This is a genomic window from Geomonas anaerohicana (assembly GCF_016458305.1).
Classification (GTDB): domain Bacteria; phylum Desulfobacterota; class Desulfuromonadia; order Geobacterales; family Geobacteraceae; genus Geomonas; species Geomonas anaerohicana.
Genome location: NZ_JAEMHL010000008.1, coordinates 137,388 through 155,052 on the forward strand (window position 1 = coordinate 137,388; position 17,665 = coordinate 155,052).

The following is a 17,665-nucleotide window of genomic DNA, read 5'->3' on the forward strand; positions in this document are numbered from 1 at the left end:
GCGAAGCTATGGCCCTGAAAATCTGCTATGTGTTGAGACACTTTCCGCTTCCATCTGAAACGTTCGTCATCAACGAAATACTCGCGCTGCAGGAACTGGGAGCGGTGGTCCATCCTGTCTCCCTGTTTGAACCGATACCGTGTCATGAAACGCTGATGTCCCGAGTCCGCCAGGAGGTCTTCGATATCTCTGCCATTGACCGGCAGGCGGCCGCGGCAAAGAGCCCTTTCCTGGACCAGGCACGGACACTGGCACAAAAGTATGAGCTGTCACACTGGTACGCGGAATTCGCGGCTTGCCTGGCGGACTACGTGAAAAAAGAGAACGTGCAGATGCTGCATGCTCATTTTGCGACAGAATCCGCGTTGACGGCGATGCTCGCCAGCGAGATCACAGGGGTGCCTTTTTCTTTCACAGCACATGCCTATGACATCTTCATCTCCAACGAGGGTGCCCCCGGGGAAACGCTGGGACGGCGGCTCAAGCTGCTGGTGCAAAGCGCCGCACGCGTTTTCACCATCTCTGACTTCAACAAGAAACGAATCGTAGATCTGACATCTGAAGACTATTCAGCGAAGATAAGCGTCATCCATTGCGGCATCGTCCCCGAGAGGTTCTCTTATGTGCACCGCGGCGGCAATGACACGACCAGGTTTCTTTGCGTAGCCCGCTTCGTGGAGAAAAAAGGGCATCAATTTCTTATCAAGGCATTCCACGATCTTTTGCAGTCTCACCCGAAGGCGACCTTGGTCCTGGTCGGAGACGGTCCGCTGAAAACGGACATGATGAAACTCTGCCAAACGCTAGGGATAAAGGACAGGGTGGAGTTTCTCGGCATCTGTTCAACGGACATCGTAACCCAGCAGATGAAAGACGCTGATGTTTTTGTCTTGCACTCAGTCACGGCTGCCAATGGCGACATGGAAGGGATTCCCGTCTCGCTGATGGAAGCGTCTGCGACAGGGCTGCCCGTCATTGCCACTGCACACTCCGGTGTCTCCGAACTGGTTGAAGACGGTGTCACCGGCCTCGTCGCCGGAGAGCGTGACATAGCCGGATTTGCGCAGCTGATGCTCAAACTGTGCCTCTCACCTGTCTTGAGGGTACAGCTCGGCAAAGCCGGCGCGCAGAAGGTGGCAGAGTCTTTCAACGAAGCCATAGAGGCAAGCAAACTCGACGCGGCTTTTCACGACATCGTTGTCGGCGCGATGAGCACTGCACTGCCAAGCGTTTCCGTGGTGGTCCCTGTTTTCAATGCGGCTGAAACGTTGCGACTGTGCCTTGACTCTCTCGTCCGCCTCGACTACCCGAAAGAGTTGTTGGAGATTATCCTGGTGGACAATGGATCGAGTGACGCAAGTGTTGAAATAGCGTCGGCATACGACATCGTCATCCTGGAAGAAACGACCATAAGAGGTTCCTACGCAGCGCGCAACAAGGGCATCCGCGCTGCGAAAGGCGACCTCATCGCGTTCACTGATGCCGACTGCATTGTCACGCCCGCCTGGCTTAAAGAGCTGGTGAGACATTGGGAGGATCAGGGTGTCGGTTGTTTCGCAGGAGAGATCGAGGCCTACGCACCCGAAACCGTCATAGAGAAGTTCTCCGACCGCGCCGGGATCCTGCGCCAGGGCGGCACCCTGGCGTGCCCTTATCTCCCCTATACCCAGACGGCCAACTCTGCATACAGAAAATCCGTCTTCGACGCCATCGGGCTGTTTGCTCCGGAGATGACGTCCGGCGGCGATGCGGATATCGCGTGGCGGATGCAAAAGCAGATGGGGCTGAGGATACTTTTCGTTCCGGAAGCGCTGGTATACCACAAGCACCGGACCAGCCTCGACAATCTGTACGGCCAGTTCGCCAAGTACGAGTTTGGTAAGCGCTCGTGGAAGAAGTACTACCCGGACTACCAGGAACCGTCATTGGCGGACAGGCGGGAGGAGCTGCGTTTCTGGGTCAAGCAAATAGAGGACAACATCGCACGAGACGTGGAGAACTACGTCGGTGAAAAGATCGATCTGGTAGATCTTTTCGCCCCTTTCCTCAGGCTGACCATGGCGACCGCAACCTGTAAAGCACGGGCCGAAATGAGCAAAGCCATCGAGGCGCCCGAAGGACCAGAAGTCTCCCCGGTACAGTGCCCCTCCCCCAAGGTCTCCGTCGTGATCTGTACCCATAACAGGGCCGAGCTCCTTCGTGATTCGATCGCCGCGGTCTGCAACCAGGACTTCCCCAGGTCAGAGTACGAGGTGCTCGTGGTCGACAACAACTCGACTGACGATACGCGCCAAACAACGGAGACCCTGCAGGCAACCTCTCCGGTTCCGATCCGCTACATCTTCGAGGCTCGCCAGGGCCTCTCCTTTGCCCGTAACACCGGCATTCGCAATGCAAAAGGAGAGATCGTGGCATTTGTCGATGATGACATCGACGCAGAACAGGGATGGCTACGCGCGATATGCGAAGCCTTTGATGACAAAACGGTAGCTTGCGCGGGCGGCCCCATTCGCCCCGTGTGGCCCGGCGAGCGGCCGCAATGGCTCACCAGGGACTGGGAAGGATACCTCACCATCAACGAGTTTGAAGCGGCTGCCGAGAGCGGGTTCTTCAGGGGGCCGAGTTACCCCTGGGGGGCCAACATCGCCTTCAGGCGCAGTGTTTTCGACCACGTCGGGCTGTTTCCGCAGAACCTTGGCAGGATCGGCAAGAAACTGCTTTCCAACGAAGAGCTCAACATTTGCAGGAGCATCGAACAGGCAGGCTTCACCATCAAATTTGCACCAGCAGCCGTAATCCATCACAAGATTGCGCCGGAACGGCTGACCAAGCAATGGTTCTGGCACCGCAGCTATTATCAAGGAGTCTCCGACGCGATTTTCGACCGCGACAATTCCTCCACGAAATACTTCCGACTCCGCGATTTTTCAACGCGGGTGTTCATGGAACGAGTGTGGCAAACTGCCACGCCGTTTGAAGCGCGCTGCATAGACCGGATGCTGACCGGTTACCTGTACCAGCTGATAAGCCCCGGAGAGAGCAACGGGCACAACGATTTCAGGAAGCTGCGCGCCCTGAAGGCCTGCGTCTTGCGACTGCTCAAACTCGGTGCGGACCTGCAGCAGACCCATGACCCCGAAAAAGCAAGACTGGCGGCTGAAAGCGCCAGCCAGCAAAACGAGATAGCCGCGTTACTGCAACGTATAGACGAACAGGAGCAGCAGATCGCTGTACAAGAAGCAACGATCGCGGAGTTGGACAGCAAGGTGCAGAAACTCCTGAGCTCGCTCAGTTGGACCATTACCGCGCCGTTGCGCAGCGCATACGACCTTTTATCCCATCTCAAACACTAAGATCGGTACTTAAACAATGGAAAAGACTCCGCAACAACGAAAAGCCAGAGTCATCGGCTTCTACCTGCCACAGTTCCACCCGATTCCGGAGAACAATGCCTGGTGGGGCCCCGGTTTCACGGAATGGACCAACACGGCAAAGGCAAAGCCCCTTTTCGGCGGCCACGTCCAGCCGCACCTGCCCGCAGACCTGGGATTCTACGATCTGAGGGTGTCAGAGACAAGAGAGGCCCAGGCGGAACTGGCACAAGAGTACGGCATAGAAGGTTTTTGCTACTGGCATTATTGGTTTGCAGGAAAGCGACTCCTTGAGCGGCCTTTCAATGAAGTTCTGGCGCTGGGCAGACCGGGGCTACCTTTCTGCCTGGGTTGGGCCAATGATAGTTGGACCGGGGTCTGGCATGGATGTCCCGGCCGGATGTTGATAGAGCAGACCTTTCCGGGACCTGAAGACGAAAAGGCCCATTTCGAGGCGATGCTTCCTGCCTTCACGGATGAGCGCTACATCACCGTCGAAGGAAAGCCTCTCTTTTTCGTCTACAACCCGCCCAACCTGCCGGATCAAAGGCGCTTCACCGACCACTGGAGAGAACTGGCAGTGAAGGCCGGCTTGAAGGGTATCTACTTCGTCGGCAATGCCAACACCATGCGCTGGGTCCCCGAGGAGCATGGCTTCGATGCTGTGGTGCCGCACAACCCGGGGTTCACGACACACTGGGTGTTCAACAAACCGCCCACCAAGCTCGATGACTTCTCCATGAAGCTCACCGGTAAGAACCTGAAGGAGCTCTGGCGGGGCTGGTTCCCCACCCCCAACAGGATGGATTACGAAGAGTACATCAAGATAGCGCTGGCGCCATTGCAGCGCGACAACCAGTTCCCGTGCGTGGTCCCCAATTGGGACAATACCCCGAGATGCGGTGTACGGGGCTACGTGCTGACGGGATCGACGCCTGAGCTTTTCCGACGTCACTTGCGCGACGCGATAGCGCAGGTCGCAGAGAGGGACCCGGACAAGAGGATCATATTCCTCAAGTCGTGGAACGAATGGGCAGAGGGAAACTATGTCGAACCGGACCAGGAGTTTGGCCGGGGATGGCTGAATGCGTGCAAACAGGAACTAGTGCCAGGCAATGAATAAACCGGTAATACTGATCATAACGCACGTCATACCTTACCCGCCGTCGGCGGGGAACGAGATCCGTATCCTCAAGATGATGGCGTGGTTGCGTTCCCTGGGGCTTCACATAGTGCTCCTGCTGAACCATCGTCCTGCAGAAGACGTTATCGCCGGTCTGCGCACAATTGCCGATGAAGTGCATATCGCCGGCGACTACAAGGTCACCGAACAGGCACCGCTTCAGTTATCGCGCAGCGAGCTGCTTCTCGGGCTGGCCACCAGAAAGCCTCTCCTGAAAAGTTTGCTGGGGCGGACGGGATTGCTTGAACATCTCGAGTACAAGGCCAAGGCGGCGGGAACCCGGCGCTGGCTGTGTCCGCAGGAGCTGCTGGTCGCCGCCTCGCACCTCAATGAGAGCTTGCGCCCGGACGTCGTTCTTGCCGAGTATATTTTTACCGCCCGGTGCCTCGACATCTTCCCGGCATCCACCTACAAGATCATCGACACCCATGACATGTTCTCGAGGAAGAAGGAACAGGTCCTCGACTTCGGGATCAAGGATCCTCTTCTTTGCACAGAAAAAGAGGAGCGCGGGCTACTGCTTAAGAGCGATCTCATCATCGCCATCCAGGACAACGAAGCCGACATGTTCCGCCGTCTGGTGCCCGAACGGAAGGTGGTTACCGTCGGCATAGATTTCGAGGTTAGTGCCCCCCCCTCCGATGCCGTGACCGACCCCGCCACCGTCCTCGTGGTCGGCTCCGAAAGCCCGCTCAACGTGCACGGCTTGAAGGAGTTTTACCAACAGGCATGGCCGAGAATCCGCAAGGCGTGCAACGGAGCCACGTTGAAGATCATCGGCAAGGTAGGCAACCATCTTGAGGTATCGGATCAAAGCGTAGTGAAGTTAGGGTGGGTCGAATCACTGGAGGCGGAATATCACCGCGCCACGGTAGTAATCAATCCCATTCCATCGGGGACCGGCCTGAAGATCAAATCGGTGGAGGCGCTGTGTTTAGGAAAGGCTTTGGTCTCGACAGCCAACGGCGTAGAGGGGATCTCCGCCGAGCCTGGTTGCGACACCCCGTACATCTGCTGCAGTTCTTGGGACAGTTTTGCCGACGCCACGGTAAGCTTGCTGCAATCCGGGGAAAAACGCAGAGCACTGGAGAACACCGCCATCGCATACGCAAGGGAGAAGTTCAGCACGCAGCAGACGTATGCCTCGCTCTTGCAGGCGCTACCTCTGCAAGGCGCCACACCCTCTACGTCACCGAGTCGATAAAGACCGAAGGAGTGCCGGCATGAAGAAAATCCTGTTGATCTCCCACTACTCGGGGCTGCACGGGGCGGAGCGGGCCTTGCTTACCTTATGCACGGGCCTCAGTAAGGAGATCGAGTTTCTCGTGGTCACCCCGCAACGGGGAGACCTGAACGAAGAACTGGAGCTTCTTGGCATCGAGACCAAGGTCATCGGACTCAGCCGCTGGATCGAGTACGGCACCAACTTGCATAAAAAGGAGGCCCCGTACCGGAGAGAAGTTGTAGAAGAACTGGTACAGCTGATAAAAGACGCGAACATAGACATCGTCCATACCAATACAAGCATCATCCTTGAAGGCGCACTCGCTGCTAGAGAAGCAAGAATCCCGCACGTCTGGCATCTGCACGAGTTTCTGGACAATCACCCGAGCCTTACGCTGCCGTTCCCGGTTTACTTCACCTACAAGGTCATTGAGACGCTTTCCGACAGGGTGGTGGTGGTTTCTCAAGCGCTGGAACAGTCAGTCAAACGATACGTGCAGCCGGAGAAGGTGCAAACGATTCCCAATGGCGTCTTTCATACCCGCCAAACGGGCGACGTACGTGCCGAGCTTGGCCTGCCCGAGAAGTCGTTTGTGATAACCAATGTCGGCACGAGTAGCAAAGAAAAGGGTAGCGAGGCGCTCCTCGAAGCAGCGATTCGAATTTGCAATTCCCTTCCTGACACTGTTTTCCTGATGGTAGGCCCACAGGCAGATACAGCCCTCCACGAGAAGTTGCTGCAAAAGGTCAACGACCACTGTTTAACGGACAGAATCCTCTACCTTGGCTTCAGAAATGATGTCCCCAAAATCCTCGCCGACACGGACATTTACGTATGCGCGTCCCTAACGGAGACCTTCGGGCTCTCTCTTGTCGAAGCCATGTCCTTCGGGAACCCCGTGATATCGACGAGATGCGGAGGACCAGAAGAGATTGTAGACCACAACGCGACCGGTCTACTCGTGGAGGTAGACGACGTTGACCAAATGGTATCTGCAATAACGAAGCTGTACCATTCCCCATCCCTTCGCAAAGCGTTTGGTATGGCAGGTCTGGAGAAATATTCCTCCCAATTCACGCCGGAGACCTACCTGGCGAGCTTCAAGGCCTTGTATTGGAGCCTGGAAAAAACCGCAGGGCAACAGGATGAAAGACTGAGCAAGGCGCTGCTTCAGCTGCTGGAGTTCGATCAATACCGCGGTGTCGCTGCAATCACACCCACGCCATACGAAGTCTCCGCGGCGGAGCGTAAGCTGGCAGAGATCCTGAACTCGATGAGCTGGCGGGTAACAGCACCTCTGCGCGCAGTGGGGAGCTTTTTCCCCGGCGTGATGTCCGTGCTGAGAAAAATGTCAAAGTCCAAGTAGCTTCCAATCACTCTCTAGAAGACCGACGTCATCCATGACACCTGCAAACATGAAAGCCCGGGCTATCGCCTTTTACCTTCCACAGTACCACCCTATCCCGGAGAACGATCGGTGGTGGGGGGAAGGTTTCACCGAGTGGACTAACGTTCGGAAAGCAAACCCGCTTTTTCGGGGTCACCTGCAACCCCGCGTGCCAGGCTCCCTGGGTTACTACAGCCTGCTTTCCCCTGCCACCAGGCAGGCCCAGGCCGAACTCGCAGCACTACACGGCGTCGAAGGTTTTTGCTACTGGCACTACTGGTTTGCCGGGAAGAGGCTTTTGGAAAGGCCGTTTGAAGAGGTCCTGCACTCCGGGCAGCCGGCACTCCCTTTCTGCCTTGGCTGGGCCAACGAGTCATGGACCGGGATCTGGCACGGTGCACCCAACCGGCTCCTCATGGAGCAAACCTATCCGGGGAGCGCGGACGAGGAACGTCATTTTCACACCGTTGCTGAAGCCTTTTTCGACGAGCGTTACCTTACCGTAGATGGGAAACCGGTATTCTACGTCTATAAACCGCAGCAGATTCCGGATCCGTGTCGTTTTGTGGAACACTGGCAAACGCTTGCGATAAAGGCAGGCCTCCAGGGAATCTATTTCATCGGAGAAGATGTTTACATCGATGAGTCCCCCTGGAACCCGACCACCAGTGGCTTCGATGCCGTGGTACCAAACACGCCTGGAGTTGCCTTTCTCAGGCTGGCGAAGAAAAGAACACCCCGGCGCCTGCTTTCACTTATTCGTCGAAAGCTGTTCCCACGCCCTTATGTCTTTGACTATGAGGAATTCGTGGAGAACTGTTTCGTCGAGGAGCCGGCGGAGGTGAATTACGACTTTTTCCCGAGCGTTTTGCCCAACTGGGACAACTCCCCACGTTCCGGAACCAATGCCAAGGTGTTGGTCGATGCGACCCCGCAGTTGTTCAGACGTCAGTTGTCCAAAGCGCTGAACCAGGTAGCACACAGGGAAAAGGATAAAAGGCTCATCTTCATAAAGTCATGGAACGAATGGGCAGAGGGGAATTTCCTGGAACCCGACGAGCTTTACGGCAACGCATATCTGGAGGTATGCCGGGATGAGATCTTAGGCCCGCCATGAAGATATTAATCATCGCACCATTTCTCCCCTACCCTCTCGACCAGGGGGGGAAAATCCGCGTCTTCAACATCATAAAAAACCTGATAGCGCGGCACAGCGTGACCCTTGCGGTAACAGTAGACGACAGGCGAGCCGTAGAACTCGGTCCGTTGCAGCACATGTGCTCCGAGGTCCTTCTGTTTGAACGCCCGGCGCAGTTGTGGCCCGACCGTGCCCGTTTTTTCACGAGTACCGCCCCGTACAACGTGATCCGTTACCGCTGCGCCGAAATGCGGAACGCCCTGAGGCAGCTACACCAGAACAAGAGGTTCGATGTCGTTCAGATAGAGTTCGCCATGATGTGGCCGTATGCCGACCTATTTCCCGACACTCCGGTCGTTCTGGATGCACACAACATAGAGCACGACAACGTTAGGCAGATCGGTCAATCCGCCAAAACCTTACCCTGGAAAATCCTGTATGAAATAGAGAGAAGAAGGCTGCAAGCAGTGGAAGAGCAGGCATGGCGGGAGTGTCAACTCTGTTTTGCCGTATCCGACCAGGAACGGGAAAAAATAGCTGCCAGTGTCGGCCGTGGTGATAAGGTGATAACTGCGCCCAATGGTGTCGATCCGGAGCGTTTCAAATTCAGGAAAAGACTAAAGAGCGGCAAGAGAATACTTTTCCTCGGCGGGATGGACTATGCGCCAAACCTGGATGCGGCCCGCTACTTCCTTGCAGAGGTCTTGCCTCTCATCCGCGCTGAAGACTCTGAAGTCAGCGTTATGCTGGTCGGAAGAGAGTTGTCCAGACTCGGTCCTCTTGCAGAACTGCCCGGCGTACAGTGCCACGAAAGCGTACCCGAAGTTCTACCTTGGTTTTACGAGGCGGACCTGCTCGCGGTATCGCTGAGGCAGGGTGCGGGGACGAGAATCAAGGTTCTCGAGGCCATGGCCGCAGGACTCCCCGTCGTTTCTACAACTAAAGGCTGCGAAGGCATCAGTGCAAGGAACGGCCAGGAATTGCTGGTAGCGGACACCCCCATGGCACTGGCAAAAGCAATGGTGGAAGTGATTCGGTCGCCCGATGTGGCACAAACCCTGGCACAGAAAGCTCACCAGATGGTCATCAATGGTTACACCTGGGAGAGCGCCACCCGGAAAATGGAAGAAGCGTACCGGGTCCTTGGAAATCACGATTGAACCCGGCACCGAACAAAAAAAAACGCCCGCAGTTGCGGGCGTTTTTTTTTGACTACGGCTTCTTAGTACAAGGTTCTCCAAGCGTATGAACCAGCTGCATCCTTCGCGCAAACCTCTACGCTGTCCTTCACGCCGGCGCCGCCTTGAGTAAGCCAGAAAGTGCCGCGGACCTTGGTGGCGACATCGATGTTGGCATCCGAGCAGTCAGGCTTGGTCGGCGGGGTTGCAGCGTAAATTCTCATACCACCGGCGACTTCGAACTTCTGCTGGGGAGAAGTTGTGCCGACCCCGACGTTACCGTTGTGGTCAACACGCATTTTCTCGGTACGAGTGGTACCGCCGTTTGCAGTGGTAAGAAACTGCAGATAGGCACCTGCAGTCGTGGAAGACCAGTTCTCAGAAGCAAAACCCGCAATACCGGTCGAGTTACCCATGGTGTGGGCAGCATCTTTGGACCCGCCGAGGAGAATATACCCCAGGCGCTCCCCGCTCAGAACAGCCCTGCCCGGATCGCTACCGGCGACAAAGCCTGCGCCGCTCGACCCACCCACGGTGTTGATGAACTGTGCCACCGGGCCGGCAACGCTGACGACGTTCAGTGCGTTGGCCGGTGTGGAAGTGCCGATGCCCACGTTGCCGCCGGCGGTCACCACGAACTTGTCGTTGTTGACGTCATCGGAGAGCTTCACAAGCGACTGCGGCGAGTAGGTGAAGCTTGCCGAAGAAAGCGCGGGGCTGAGTACGGCGTTGACGGTGATGGAGGTGTCGCTGGGGATGGTCATGACCACTCGGGTCTGGCCGGCTGCAGTTATCGTGTCACCGATGTGCAGCTGAGACTTGAATGCGGTGCCGACACCGGTAATGGTATTGCCGTTGTTGCTGGCGTTCAATACGCCTGTCCCTGCGATCTCTGCCTTGTTCTTGATGGTCAGGGAGGAGGTCGGCGTGGTTGCGCCGATGGCCACGTTGCCGCCTGCCGCAACCTGGAACAGGTTGACGTCGCTCGTGTCTTTAACAGCAAGTTTAACGGTGCTTGCTGCATCGTTGGCACTTTGCTTCATGGCGAGGACGGCGCCGTCAGCCTGGGTTTTAATTTTGTTGAGAATGTCGGTCTGGGTATCGGGCGAGCCGGCGGGGCCCTGCGGTCCCTGCGGACCGGTAGCGCCAGTGGTGCCAGCAGCGCCTGCGGCCCCTTTCTGAGCCATCACGGTCCAGGAGGTGGGCGCCAGGTCGGGCTGGGCGTTGCTGCTGGCCTGCAGGGCGATATAGGTGCTGCCGCCGTAGGAGACGCAGTCGTCTTTGGCGTAGCTCAGCGCGGAGTTCCAGGCGCCCTTGAAGTGGGCGACGTTGGCGAGCAGCGCGCCGTCACCGGTGTACTGGCCGGCGGTCACGTTGCCGTCGGAGGTTACCTTGAACTTCACGGTCCCGGTTGCGGGATCTTCTACAGTGATCCGGTCGGTTTCGGCTCCAGCCACAACCGGGAGCACGCTCAGGGGTACGGCGCACAGCGCCACCATCATCATCTTCCTGCTCTTCATGACTTACTCCTTTTAGGGCATGTAATTACACGGTTACTTGAATTTCAATTTATCCACGGAGACCGTCCCCCTGCTGACCCGGATCTTTCCGAGCACGCCGGTACTGGTCGAGTTGTCGGTGTAGGCACAGTTGTTACCGCCGGAGAGCGACAGCGTGATGTCGCGATCGAAGAGGAAGTCGGCGGTGAAGTCCAGGGCCTGCAGTTGCAGGTCTGCGCCGTTGGCGGCGGTCAGGTACGCGCTGCTGAAATCGGGGAAGAGCACCGGCGTGGTGCCGTCGATGCGCACCGGCTGGTTGCCGCAGGCCGTGGCGCTGATCGCCACCGAGAACGCCTTGGTGACGGTGGCGTTGTAGCCGTCTTTCACTTGGGCCGTGAAGCTGAAAACGCCGGTAGACGAAGGGGTGCCGCTCAAGACGCCGCCGCTGGAAAGGGTGACGCCGGCGGGGAGGCTGCCGCCGACGACGGACCAGGTGTACGGCGAGCTGCCGCCGGTCGCGGCGAGCGTGGCGCTGTAGGCTACGCCCTGGGTGCCGTTGGCAAGGGAGTTGGTGCTGGAGATGTCCAGCGGGCTGGCGACCACCGGCCAGTTCATCACCAGCGCGTAGGCATCAACGGAGCCCAGACCGGTAACCAGGTCGTAGGCGGTGGTGCAGGAATAGCCGGTGACACCGGGGACCGAGCTGTTGCCGCTGGTCGAGTCGTGGAAAATGGTCGGCCCGGCGGAGGTGTATTGCGCGTTGCCCATCTGGTAGAAACGCACGTTGGCGTTACCCTGCCGCTGCCCGGTCTTCTGGAGGACGAGCGCCATGATGCTGGCCATGGCCGGAGAGGAAGCGGAGGTGCCGTACATGGTGTAGAGTGCGTTCTTGCTCCGGACCAGGTAGGGGACGTGCCCTGCAGCGTTGAGCGAGATGTCGGGGATGCCGCGCATGTTGCTCGTTACGCCCGGGGCTACCTGCCAGTCGGGTTTCGCATAGACGCTGGAAACACCGCTGCCGGTAGCCCACATCTGCTTTCCACCCGACACGGTCCCACTCTCGTTCCAGGCACTCTCGGGGATGTAGCCGTTGGCCGAGGTGTAGTACGAGTTGTTGGTGGGTCTCCAGTACCCGCCCCCCGCGTCGTTCAAGGTGGTCCCGCCGACTGCGACGTTGTAGGGGGTGGAGGCGATACCGTTGACCGCCTGCACGGTGCCGCTCGTTGCCGTCGCGGCACTGCAGCCTGCGGCGCCGGAGTCACCTGCGGCAACGAAGGAGGTGATACCCTGGGCGGCGGCCTGCTGCCACAGGTTGTTGTAGAAATCGTTCTGCGCCGTCCCCATGGAGGCTTCGCAAAGGCCGAAGCTGGTGGTCATGATCGGGGCGAGGTTGTTGTTGACGATGTACTGCGCGGAGAGATCGACGCCGTCGGTGGTGGTGGTCGTCTTGGAGATGACGAACTGGACGGTTGCATTCTTGGCAGCCGCGCCGGCCCATTCCACGTCCAGGTCCGCCTCGTTGTCCTCGGCCGTGCTGACCGAACCCGGGTCGGTCCCGTTCACGATGACCGTCACCGGTTTGGTCGGAAGTCCCATGATGCTGCGGAAATCGCTCCAGTTGCTCCCGGTGGGATGGGTGCGCCCGACGACGGCGATGCTCTGCCCGGTGCCGTCGTAGCCTGCACTGTAAAGGGGGTTGACGTTGTAGATGGCGGCGAAGTCGCCGGGGGACATCCAGTGGATGCTGGAGCTGTAGGTGTAGAGGGGATCGATGTCGCCCAGCAGCTGCGCGCCGCTGTTCATAGGCGTGTGGCCGAAGTCGTGCATGGTGACGACGCCGGCGACGACGTCGGCCAGGCCGCGCGGGATCTCGGGGTCGCGCGAGTTGGCGTGGCGCACCTTGCCGTCAACCTTGTACTTCCGGATCTTGGTGCGGAAGGCCTTCTCAACCTTGTCGACGTTGCCGGAGAAGTTGATGGCGGTGCGGCCACGGGAAACCTCGTCCACGGTGAAGCCCTGCGAGGTGAGCCACCCCTTGATGGCGGCGATGTCTTCCGGGGGAGGCGCGAAACGGTCGGCGAACTCCTCGGGGGTCAGCCAGCGCTGGTAGTTGGGGGAGTTGGGATCCTGCTGTTCCGCCAGCAGCTTGTTCAGATCCTGGTGCTTCTCCGGGGAGAGCTTCAGGGTGAAGACCATCCGCTCCATGGGGAGGTTCGGATCTGCCGGCCCGTCGTCGAATTCGGCACGGGCGTTGGGGTGAACGTTGCCCCGCAGGGAGACCCTGTCGTTGTCGTCGATGACACGCGGCGGACGAGCGAACGCAGGGACGGCAGCCAGCAGGAGTGTTACGGCCACAGCCGTGGCAAGACATTGTTTTTTGCGCATCGGGTCACCTTCGCCCGTGATAAGCACGGGCACATAATTTTATTGCAATAAAAATGTTTTTACCAACAGACGGTCGTTCATTCTCACAGAGTTGATGCCATTTCGATACCAAACGCCTCGCGAAATCACTGAGTCAAAAGACGGCAAATTCGCAATTTCGCGTAAGCCCCTAGGCAAACCTCCTACAAAACCATGGGATTTTAGTCACATCATCATCTGTGAGATGTACTTTGCCAAAATCGTACCTGTGAAAGAGCGACGTGAGAAAACATCGGAAGCAGTTGCGCAAATAACGCCGAGTATCCGCGAAGGACGGGAAGTAAGATTTTGAGGTAAAACCTCTAGCAGGAGATTTCTTGGCGCCCTTCGCGCCTACTTTCCGTACTTTGCGTAACCGCTTCTAAATGCTTTTGACTCTTTAAATCTCTCCTCTTTTTGTGCTAGATTAGCCGCTATGAAAAAGCCAGCCTATACACTGTTATTGCTCCTCTTGATTCTGTTTACCGCCGGCACGGACGCTCTTGCCTCGTCTATCCAGGAAACCCTGAATTACCAGTTAACCTGGGCCGGAGTAAAAATAGGCACCTCTACTCTTGCAACGACGAGCGTAGGCAACACCCTTGAAATCACTTCGAAGGTCAAATCGGAGCCATGGTCGGCCCCCTTCTACAAGGTAGACGACCTGGAGACGAGCAAACTGGAGAGAGGGGGGAAAGGCTTTTCGCTGCACAGCTACAAGATGAAGCTTCGGGAGGGACGCAACGACTGGTACCGCGCCGCCAGCGTGAACAGAAAAAGCAGAAAGTTCGACTTCGTCAACCTGAAGTCGTTTGAGAAATCCTCGGCAAGCCTGGTGGAACCGGCCTGGGACCCGGTATCCTCCCTCTTCTACCTGCGCCAGGTGCCGCTCACTGTGGGCAAAAACGTCGAAGTGAACGTCCTCGACAAGGGAAAACTGAACCGGGTCAAGGTCAGCGTGCTGCGGCGCGAAACCGTGCAGACCCCCGCCGGCACTTTCAGGACCATCGTCATTTCACCCAACATGGACATCGAAAGCGAAGGCCTTTTCTACGCACGCGGCCCCTTGACCATCTGGCTCACCGACGACGCCAGAAAGGTCCCGGTCATCATCGAAAAGAGGATCAACGACCTGTTCCGGGAGGGGATCCCCGCCTACCTGCAGCAGTTCACCCCGGAAACTGTGAGAAGCAACATCCCGAAGATGGAAACGATCCGGGCCGTGCTGGTCGGCGGCAATTACTAATCCGGCCCCCGTATACCGGGCGGCGCGGCCACAGAGCCTGCGCCGCCTTTTTATCGTTCTAGGTTTTGCTTTTTTGTGATAAATTACGGGCCATTCTGCCGTCCAGGAAAGGTAAACCGATGTCGAACAAATCTCTCTGGTCCCGCCTCCCCCTGCACCTGTTTCTTGTCGCAGCCGTCGGACTGATCGCCTATAGCAATTCCTTCCACGTACCCTTCATCTTCGATGATGAGGGTTCCATCGTCACCAACAATGTCATCAAGAATCTGCACCGTTTCTTGTATGACGACGGCTATATTTATAACCCCCGCCGCTTCCTGGGCTACCTCACTGTGGCTCTGAACTACCGCTTCGGCGCCCTTGACGTAACCGGGTATCACGTGGTCAATCTCGCCATTCACATCGGCACGGCAATGTTGACCTACCTCCTGGCGCGGCTCACCCTCGCGACACCGACACTACGCCGGGAAGACGACGTCACCGCTGCATCATGGTTCATTCCGCTCTTTGCAGCACTGCTCTTCGTGGCGCACCCGGTGCAAACCCAGGCGGTGACCTACGTGATCCAACGCCTGGCATCGCTGGCGACCCTGTTCTTCGTCGCCTCCATTGCCAGTTATGCAAAGGCCCGCCTGCTCCAGGAAGAAAGCGGCAGGCCTTTCGCCGTCAAGCCGGTCTGCTTCTACGTGCTGGCTGTGGCAGCAGCAGGATGCGCCATGAAGTGCAAGGAGATCGCCTTCACCCTCCCCTTCGTGGTGGTCCTTTACGAATTCTTGTTCTTCCGCATGACCGCCGCCAAGAAGGTCCTTTTCCTGTTGCCGGTGTGCCTCACGGTGCTGATCGTGCCGCTAAGTCTGCTCGGCACCAACAAGCCGATCGGCCAGTTGATTTCAGACGTGACTGCAGTGACCCGCGTCGACAGCGAACTCTCACGTCTCGATTACCTTTTCACCCAGTTCCCGGTCATCGCTACCTACCTGCGCCTGCTCGTTTTGCCGGTACGACAGAACCTGGACTATGACTTCCCGGTGTACCACTCGTTGGCCAGCCTGCCGGTCCTGTTCTCGTTGCTCCTTTTGCTGGTGCTCTTTGGCACCGCCCTCTTCCTCTGGCAGCGCTCCCGCGATCCGCAGGCGGCACCGGAACTGCGGCTGATCAGCTTCGGCATACTCTGGTTTTTCATTACCATCTCGGTTGAATCGAGCCTCATCCCCATCGCAGACGTCATCTTCGAGCACAGGGTCTACCTACCCTCTGTGGGCGCATTCATCGCAGTGGCAGCGCTCGTCTCTCTTTGTTTCAAAAGGACAGTGTCGCGTAGCATAGTGGCGACCGCTTGCGCCGTGGTGGTCGCACTTACGGCCACAACTTTTGCACGTAACCAGGTATGGGGAACTGAGCTGAGCCTGTGGGGGGACACGGCACAGAAATCACCGCAGAAGGCGCGGCCCCACTATAACGTGGCACTGGCCCTGGAGAAATCAGGTCGCCTGGATGAATCCCTGCAGCAGGCACTCATAGCCACCCGGCTCTCTCCGAAGGAGGCCAATCCGTACAACCTGATCGGCACCATTTTCGGGAAGAAAGGGGACTACGACCAAGCGATCGCCGCGCTGTCACAGGCCGTAAAGCTCGACCCCACCCTTGCCGAGGCGCAGGTGAACCTGGGAGATGCCTATCGCCTGAAAAGGATGCTGCCGCAAGCGATGGAACAGTACCAGGCCGCCATGAAGCAGAGGCCCACCGACGCCAGCATCTACCACAAGATCGGGATCACGTTCGCACTGCAACAGAATCTCCCCAAGGCCGCCGTGTTCTTCCAATGCGCGGCAAGCCTCGACCCGTCGACTCCGCAATACCGCTTGGACCTGATGCGGGCCCAAGCCGGCAGCATGGTTAAGTAGAAAAACACAACCGTATTGACAGGGATAAAAGGGATAAAAGGGATCAATAACAAAGCACAAGGCTTTTTGACGATCTAACAGATTTTTGCCGTTATCCCCTGCATTCCCTTTATCCCTGTTAAACGATTTTCGATTTTACCTTTAGACGGGAACCTTGTTCCCCGAAAAGCAGCATCACCTGAAAAGGAGCAAAGACTATGTGGCATCATCTGAAACCGTTGGCACTTTGTGCAGCAACCCTCACTCTCGCCGCAGGATGCGCCCACACGACCGGCAAGGCACCAGAAGCCGCCCCGGCAACACCCGCCGAAACGGCTCCCGCGGCCAAGGAAGCCCCGACCTCCCCTTCCGTCAACATCAATAACGGAACCATCAAGGAGGTTATCCAGGCAGGCAGATACAGCTATGTCAACGTCGACAGCGGCAGCGCTCAGACTTGGTTTGCCATCCCGACCGCCGACGTGAAAGTAGGGCAGCAGGTCGAAGTAAAACCGGGCATGCTGGTAACTAACTACCTGGCTAAAAGCCTCAATCGCACCTTCGACACCATTTACTTCAGCGATGAACTGACCATCAAGGAAGTCGTCAAGCCGGCGTCTCCGACCAAAAAGCTTCCGGCGTGGCATTCCCCGCTCACCCCCACTGGTAAGACGACAGGCAGCGTGAGCGTGTCAGGCAAGATCCTCGAGGTCATCAATGGTGGGGATTACAGCTATGCGCGTGTGGACCAAGGCGAGACCGATATCTGGGTCGCCGTCCCGGCCAGCGACAAGGTCGAGCAGGGACAGGTGGTGAAGTTCCTGCCTGGTTCCCTGGTCAAAAACTTCGGCAGCGCGGCGCTGAACCGCAACTTCGACAAGGTAATCTTCTCCAGCGGCGTCGACAAGCAGGGCAAGTAGTTCTTCCAACTCAAAGCCCCCTCCCTAGCACGGGCGGGGGCTTTTCTTTTTTCTTCTTCTTTATTTCCCTTCTCATACTTGGTCCCAGTTTAACCTGACCGCCCAGCCCCCTCTCCCTCAGGGAGAGGGTTGGGGTGAGGAGGCTGTCGTGGCACGCCTTCAGCGTCAACGCCCTCACCCGCTCTTCGGGCACCCTCTCCCATTAACGCATCAGCACCACGAGAGTTAGCTG

General features: G+C 57.7%; 11 protein-coding genes. 9 read left to right on the forward strand and 2 right to left on the reverse strand.

Annotation, left to right across the window (positions count from 1 at the left end; translation table 11 throughout):
- Positions 1 to 8: 8 nt before the first annotated feature.
- Genes JFN91_RS15290 through JFN91_RS15315 form a run of 6 tightly spaced genes read left to right on the forward strand, consistent with a single transcriptional unit; the run spans position 9 to position 9,464 of the window.
- Positions 9 to 3,353, forward strand: a complete 3,345-nt coding sequence (locus tag JFN91_RS15290) for a glycosyltransferase (protein WP_199390054.1) — start codon at positions 9 to 11, stop codon at positions 3,351 to 3,353.
- Between the two features lie 16 nt (positions 3,354 to 3,369).
- Complete coding sequence (locus JFN91_RS15295) at positions 3,370 to 4,494, forward strand: glycosyltransferase WbsX family protein (RefSeq protein WP_199390055.1); 1,125 nt, start codon at positions 3,370 to 3,372, stop codon at positions 4,492 to 4,494.
- Positions 4,487 to 5,758 carry a glycosyltransferase family 4 protein gene (locus JFN91_RS15300; protein WP_199390056.1) on the forward strand — a complete coding sequence of 424 codons (1,272 nt, stop codon included), beginning with the start codon at positions 4,487 to 4,489 and terminating at the stop codon, positions 5,756 to 5,758. Before JFN91_RS15295 ends, JFN91_RS15300 begins: the two co-directional genes overlap by 8 nt.
- 19 nt (positions 5,759 to 5,777) lie before the next feature.
- On the forward strand, positions 5,778 to 7,145 hold the full coding sequence (locus tag JFN91_RS15305) for a glycosyltransferase family 4 protein (RefSeq protein ID WP_199390057.1): 1,368 nt from the start codon (positions 5,778 to 5,780) through the stop codon (positions 7,143 to 7,145).
- A 34-nt stretch (positions 7,146 to 7,179) separates the two neighbouring features.
- Positions 7,180 to 8,283, forward strand: a complete 1,104-nt coding sequence (locus JFN91_RS15310) for a glycosyltransferase WbsX family protein (RefSeq protein WP_236015195.1) — start codon at positions 7,180 to 7,182, stop codon at positions 8,281 to 8,283.
- Positions 8,280 to 9,464 carry a glycosyltransferase family 4 protein gene (locus JFN91_RS15315; protein ID WP_199390058.1) on the forward strand — a complete coding sequence of 395 codons (1,185 nt, stop codon included), beginning with the start codon at positions 8,280 to 8,282 and terminating at the stop codon, positions 9,462 to 9,464. Before JFN91_RS15310 ends, JFN91_RS15315 begins: the two co-directional genes overlap by 4 nt.
- A gap of 62 nt (positions 9,465 to 9,526) precedes the next feature.
- Here JFN91_RS15315 and JFN91_RS15320 read toward each other — a convergent pair whose 3' ends face one another.
- Together JFN91_RS15320 and JFN91_RS15325 are read right to left on the reverse strand one after the other, a co-directional pair.
- Complete coding sequence (locus JFN91_RS15320) at positions 9,527 to 11,002, reverse strand: hypothetical protein (RefSeq protein WP_199390059.1); 1,476 nt, start codon at positions 11,000 to 11,002, stop codon at positions 9,527 to 9,529.
- A gap of 33 nt (positions 11,003 to 11,035) precedes the next feature.
- Entirely contained in the window at positions 11,036 to 13,366 is a 2,331-nt protein-coding gene (locus JFN91_RS15325; RefSeq protein WP_199390060.1) for a protease pro-enzyme activation domain-containing protein, read from the reverse strand.
- A 454-nt stretch (positions 13,367 to 13,820) separates the two neighbouring features.
- Between JFN91_RS15325 and JFN91_RS15330 the strand changes: the two genes are divergently transcribed.
- The 3 genes from JFN91_RS15330 to JFN91_RS15340 all read left to right on the forward strand — a co-directional run bounded on the left by JFN91_RS15330 (position 13,821) and on the right by JFN91_RS15340 (position 17,433).
- Positions 13,821 to 14,630 carry a DUF3108 domain-containing protein gene (locus tag JFN91_RS15330; RefSeq protein ID WP_199390061.1) on the forward strand — a complete coding sequence of 270 codons (810 nt, stop codon included), beginning with the start codon at positions 13,821 to 13,823 and terminating at the stop codon, positions 14,628 to 14,630.
- 119 nt (positions 14,631 to 14,749) lie between these two features.
- Complete coding sequence (locus JFN91_RS15335) at positions 14,750 to 16,534, forward strand: tetratricopeptide repeat protein (protein WP_199390062.1); 1,785 nt, start codon at positions 14,750 to 14,752, stop codon at positions 16,532 to 16,534.
- Positions 16,535 to 16,731: 197 nt separating this feature from the next.
- Entirely contained in the window at positions 16,732 to 17,433 is a 702-nt protein-coding gene (locus JFN91_RS15340; protein WP_199390063.1) for a hypothetical protein, read from the forward strand.
- Positions 17,434 to 17,665 lie beyond the last annotated feature (232 nt).

Coding starts and splice junctions, on each gene's coding strand:
- JFN91_RS15290 (WP_199390054.1), top strand. CDS start 9: ATGGCCCTGAAAATCTGCTATGTGTTGAGACACTTTCCGCTTCCATCT.
- JFN91_RS15295 (WP_199390055.1), top strand. CDS start 3,370: ATGGAAAAGACTCCGCAACAACGAAAAGCCAGAGTCATCGGCTTCTAC.
- JFN91_RS15300 (WP_199390056.1), top strand. CDS start 4,487: ATGAATAAACCGGTAATACTGATCATAACGCACGTCATACCTTACCCG.
- JFN91_RS15305 (WP_199390057.1), top strand. CDS start 5,778: ATGAAGAAAATCCTGTTGATCTCCCACTACTCGGGGCTGCACGGGGCG.
- JFN91_RS15310 (WP_236015195.1), top strand. CDS start 7,180: ATGACACCTGCAAACATGAAAGCCCGGGCTATCGCCTTTTACCTTCCA.
- JFN91_RS15315 (WP_199390058.1), top strand. CDS start 8,280: ATGAAGATATTAATCATCGCACCATTTCTCCCCTACCCTCTCGACCAG.
- JFN91_RS15320 (WP_199390059.1), bottom strand. CDS start 11,002: ATGAAGAGCAGGAAGATGATGATGGTGGCGCTGTGCGCCGTACCCCTG.
- JFN91_RS15325 (WP_199390060.1), bottom strand. CDS start 13,366: ATGCGCAAAAAACAATGTCTTGCCACGGCTGTGGCCGTAACACTCCTG.
- JFN91_RS15330 (WP_199390061.1), top strand. CDS start 13,821: ATGAAAAAGCCAGCCTATACACTGTTATTGCTCCTCTTGATTCTGTTT.
- JFN91_RS15335 (WP_199390062.1), top strand. CDS start 14,750: ATGTCGAACAAATCTCTCTGGTCCCGCCTCCCCCTGCACCTGTTTCTT.
- JFN91_RS15340 (WP_199390063.1), top strand. CDS start 16,732: ATGTGGCATCATCTGAAACCGTTGGCACTTTGTGCAGCAACCCTCACT.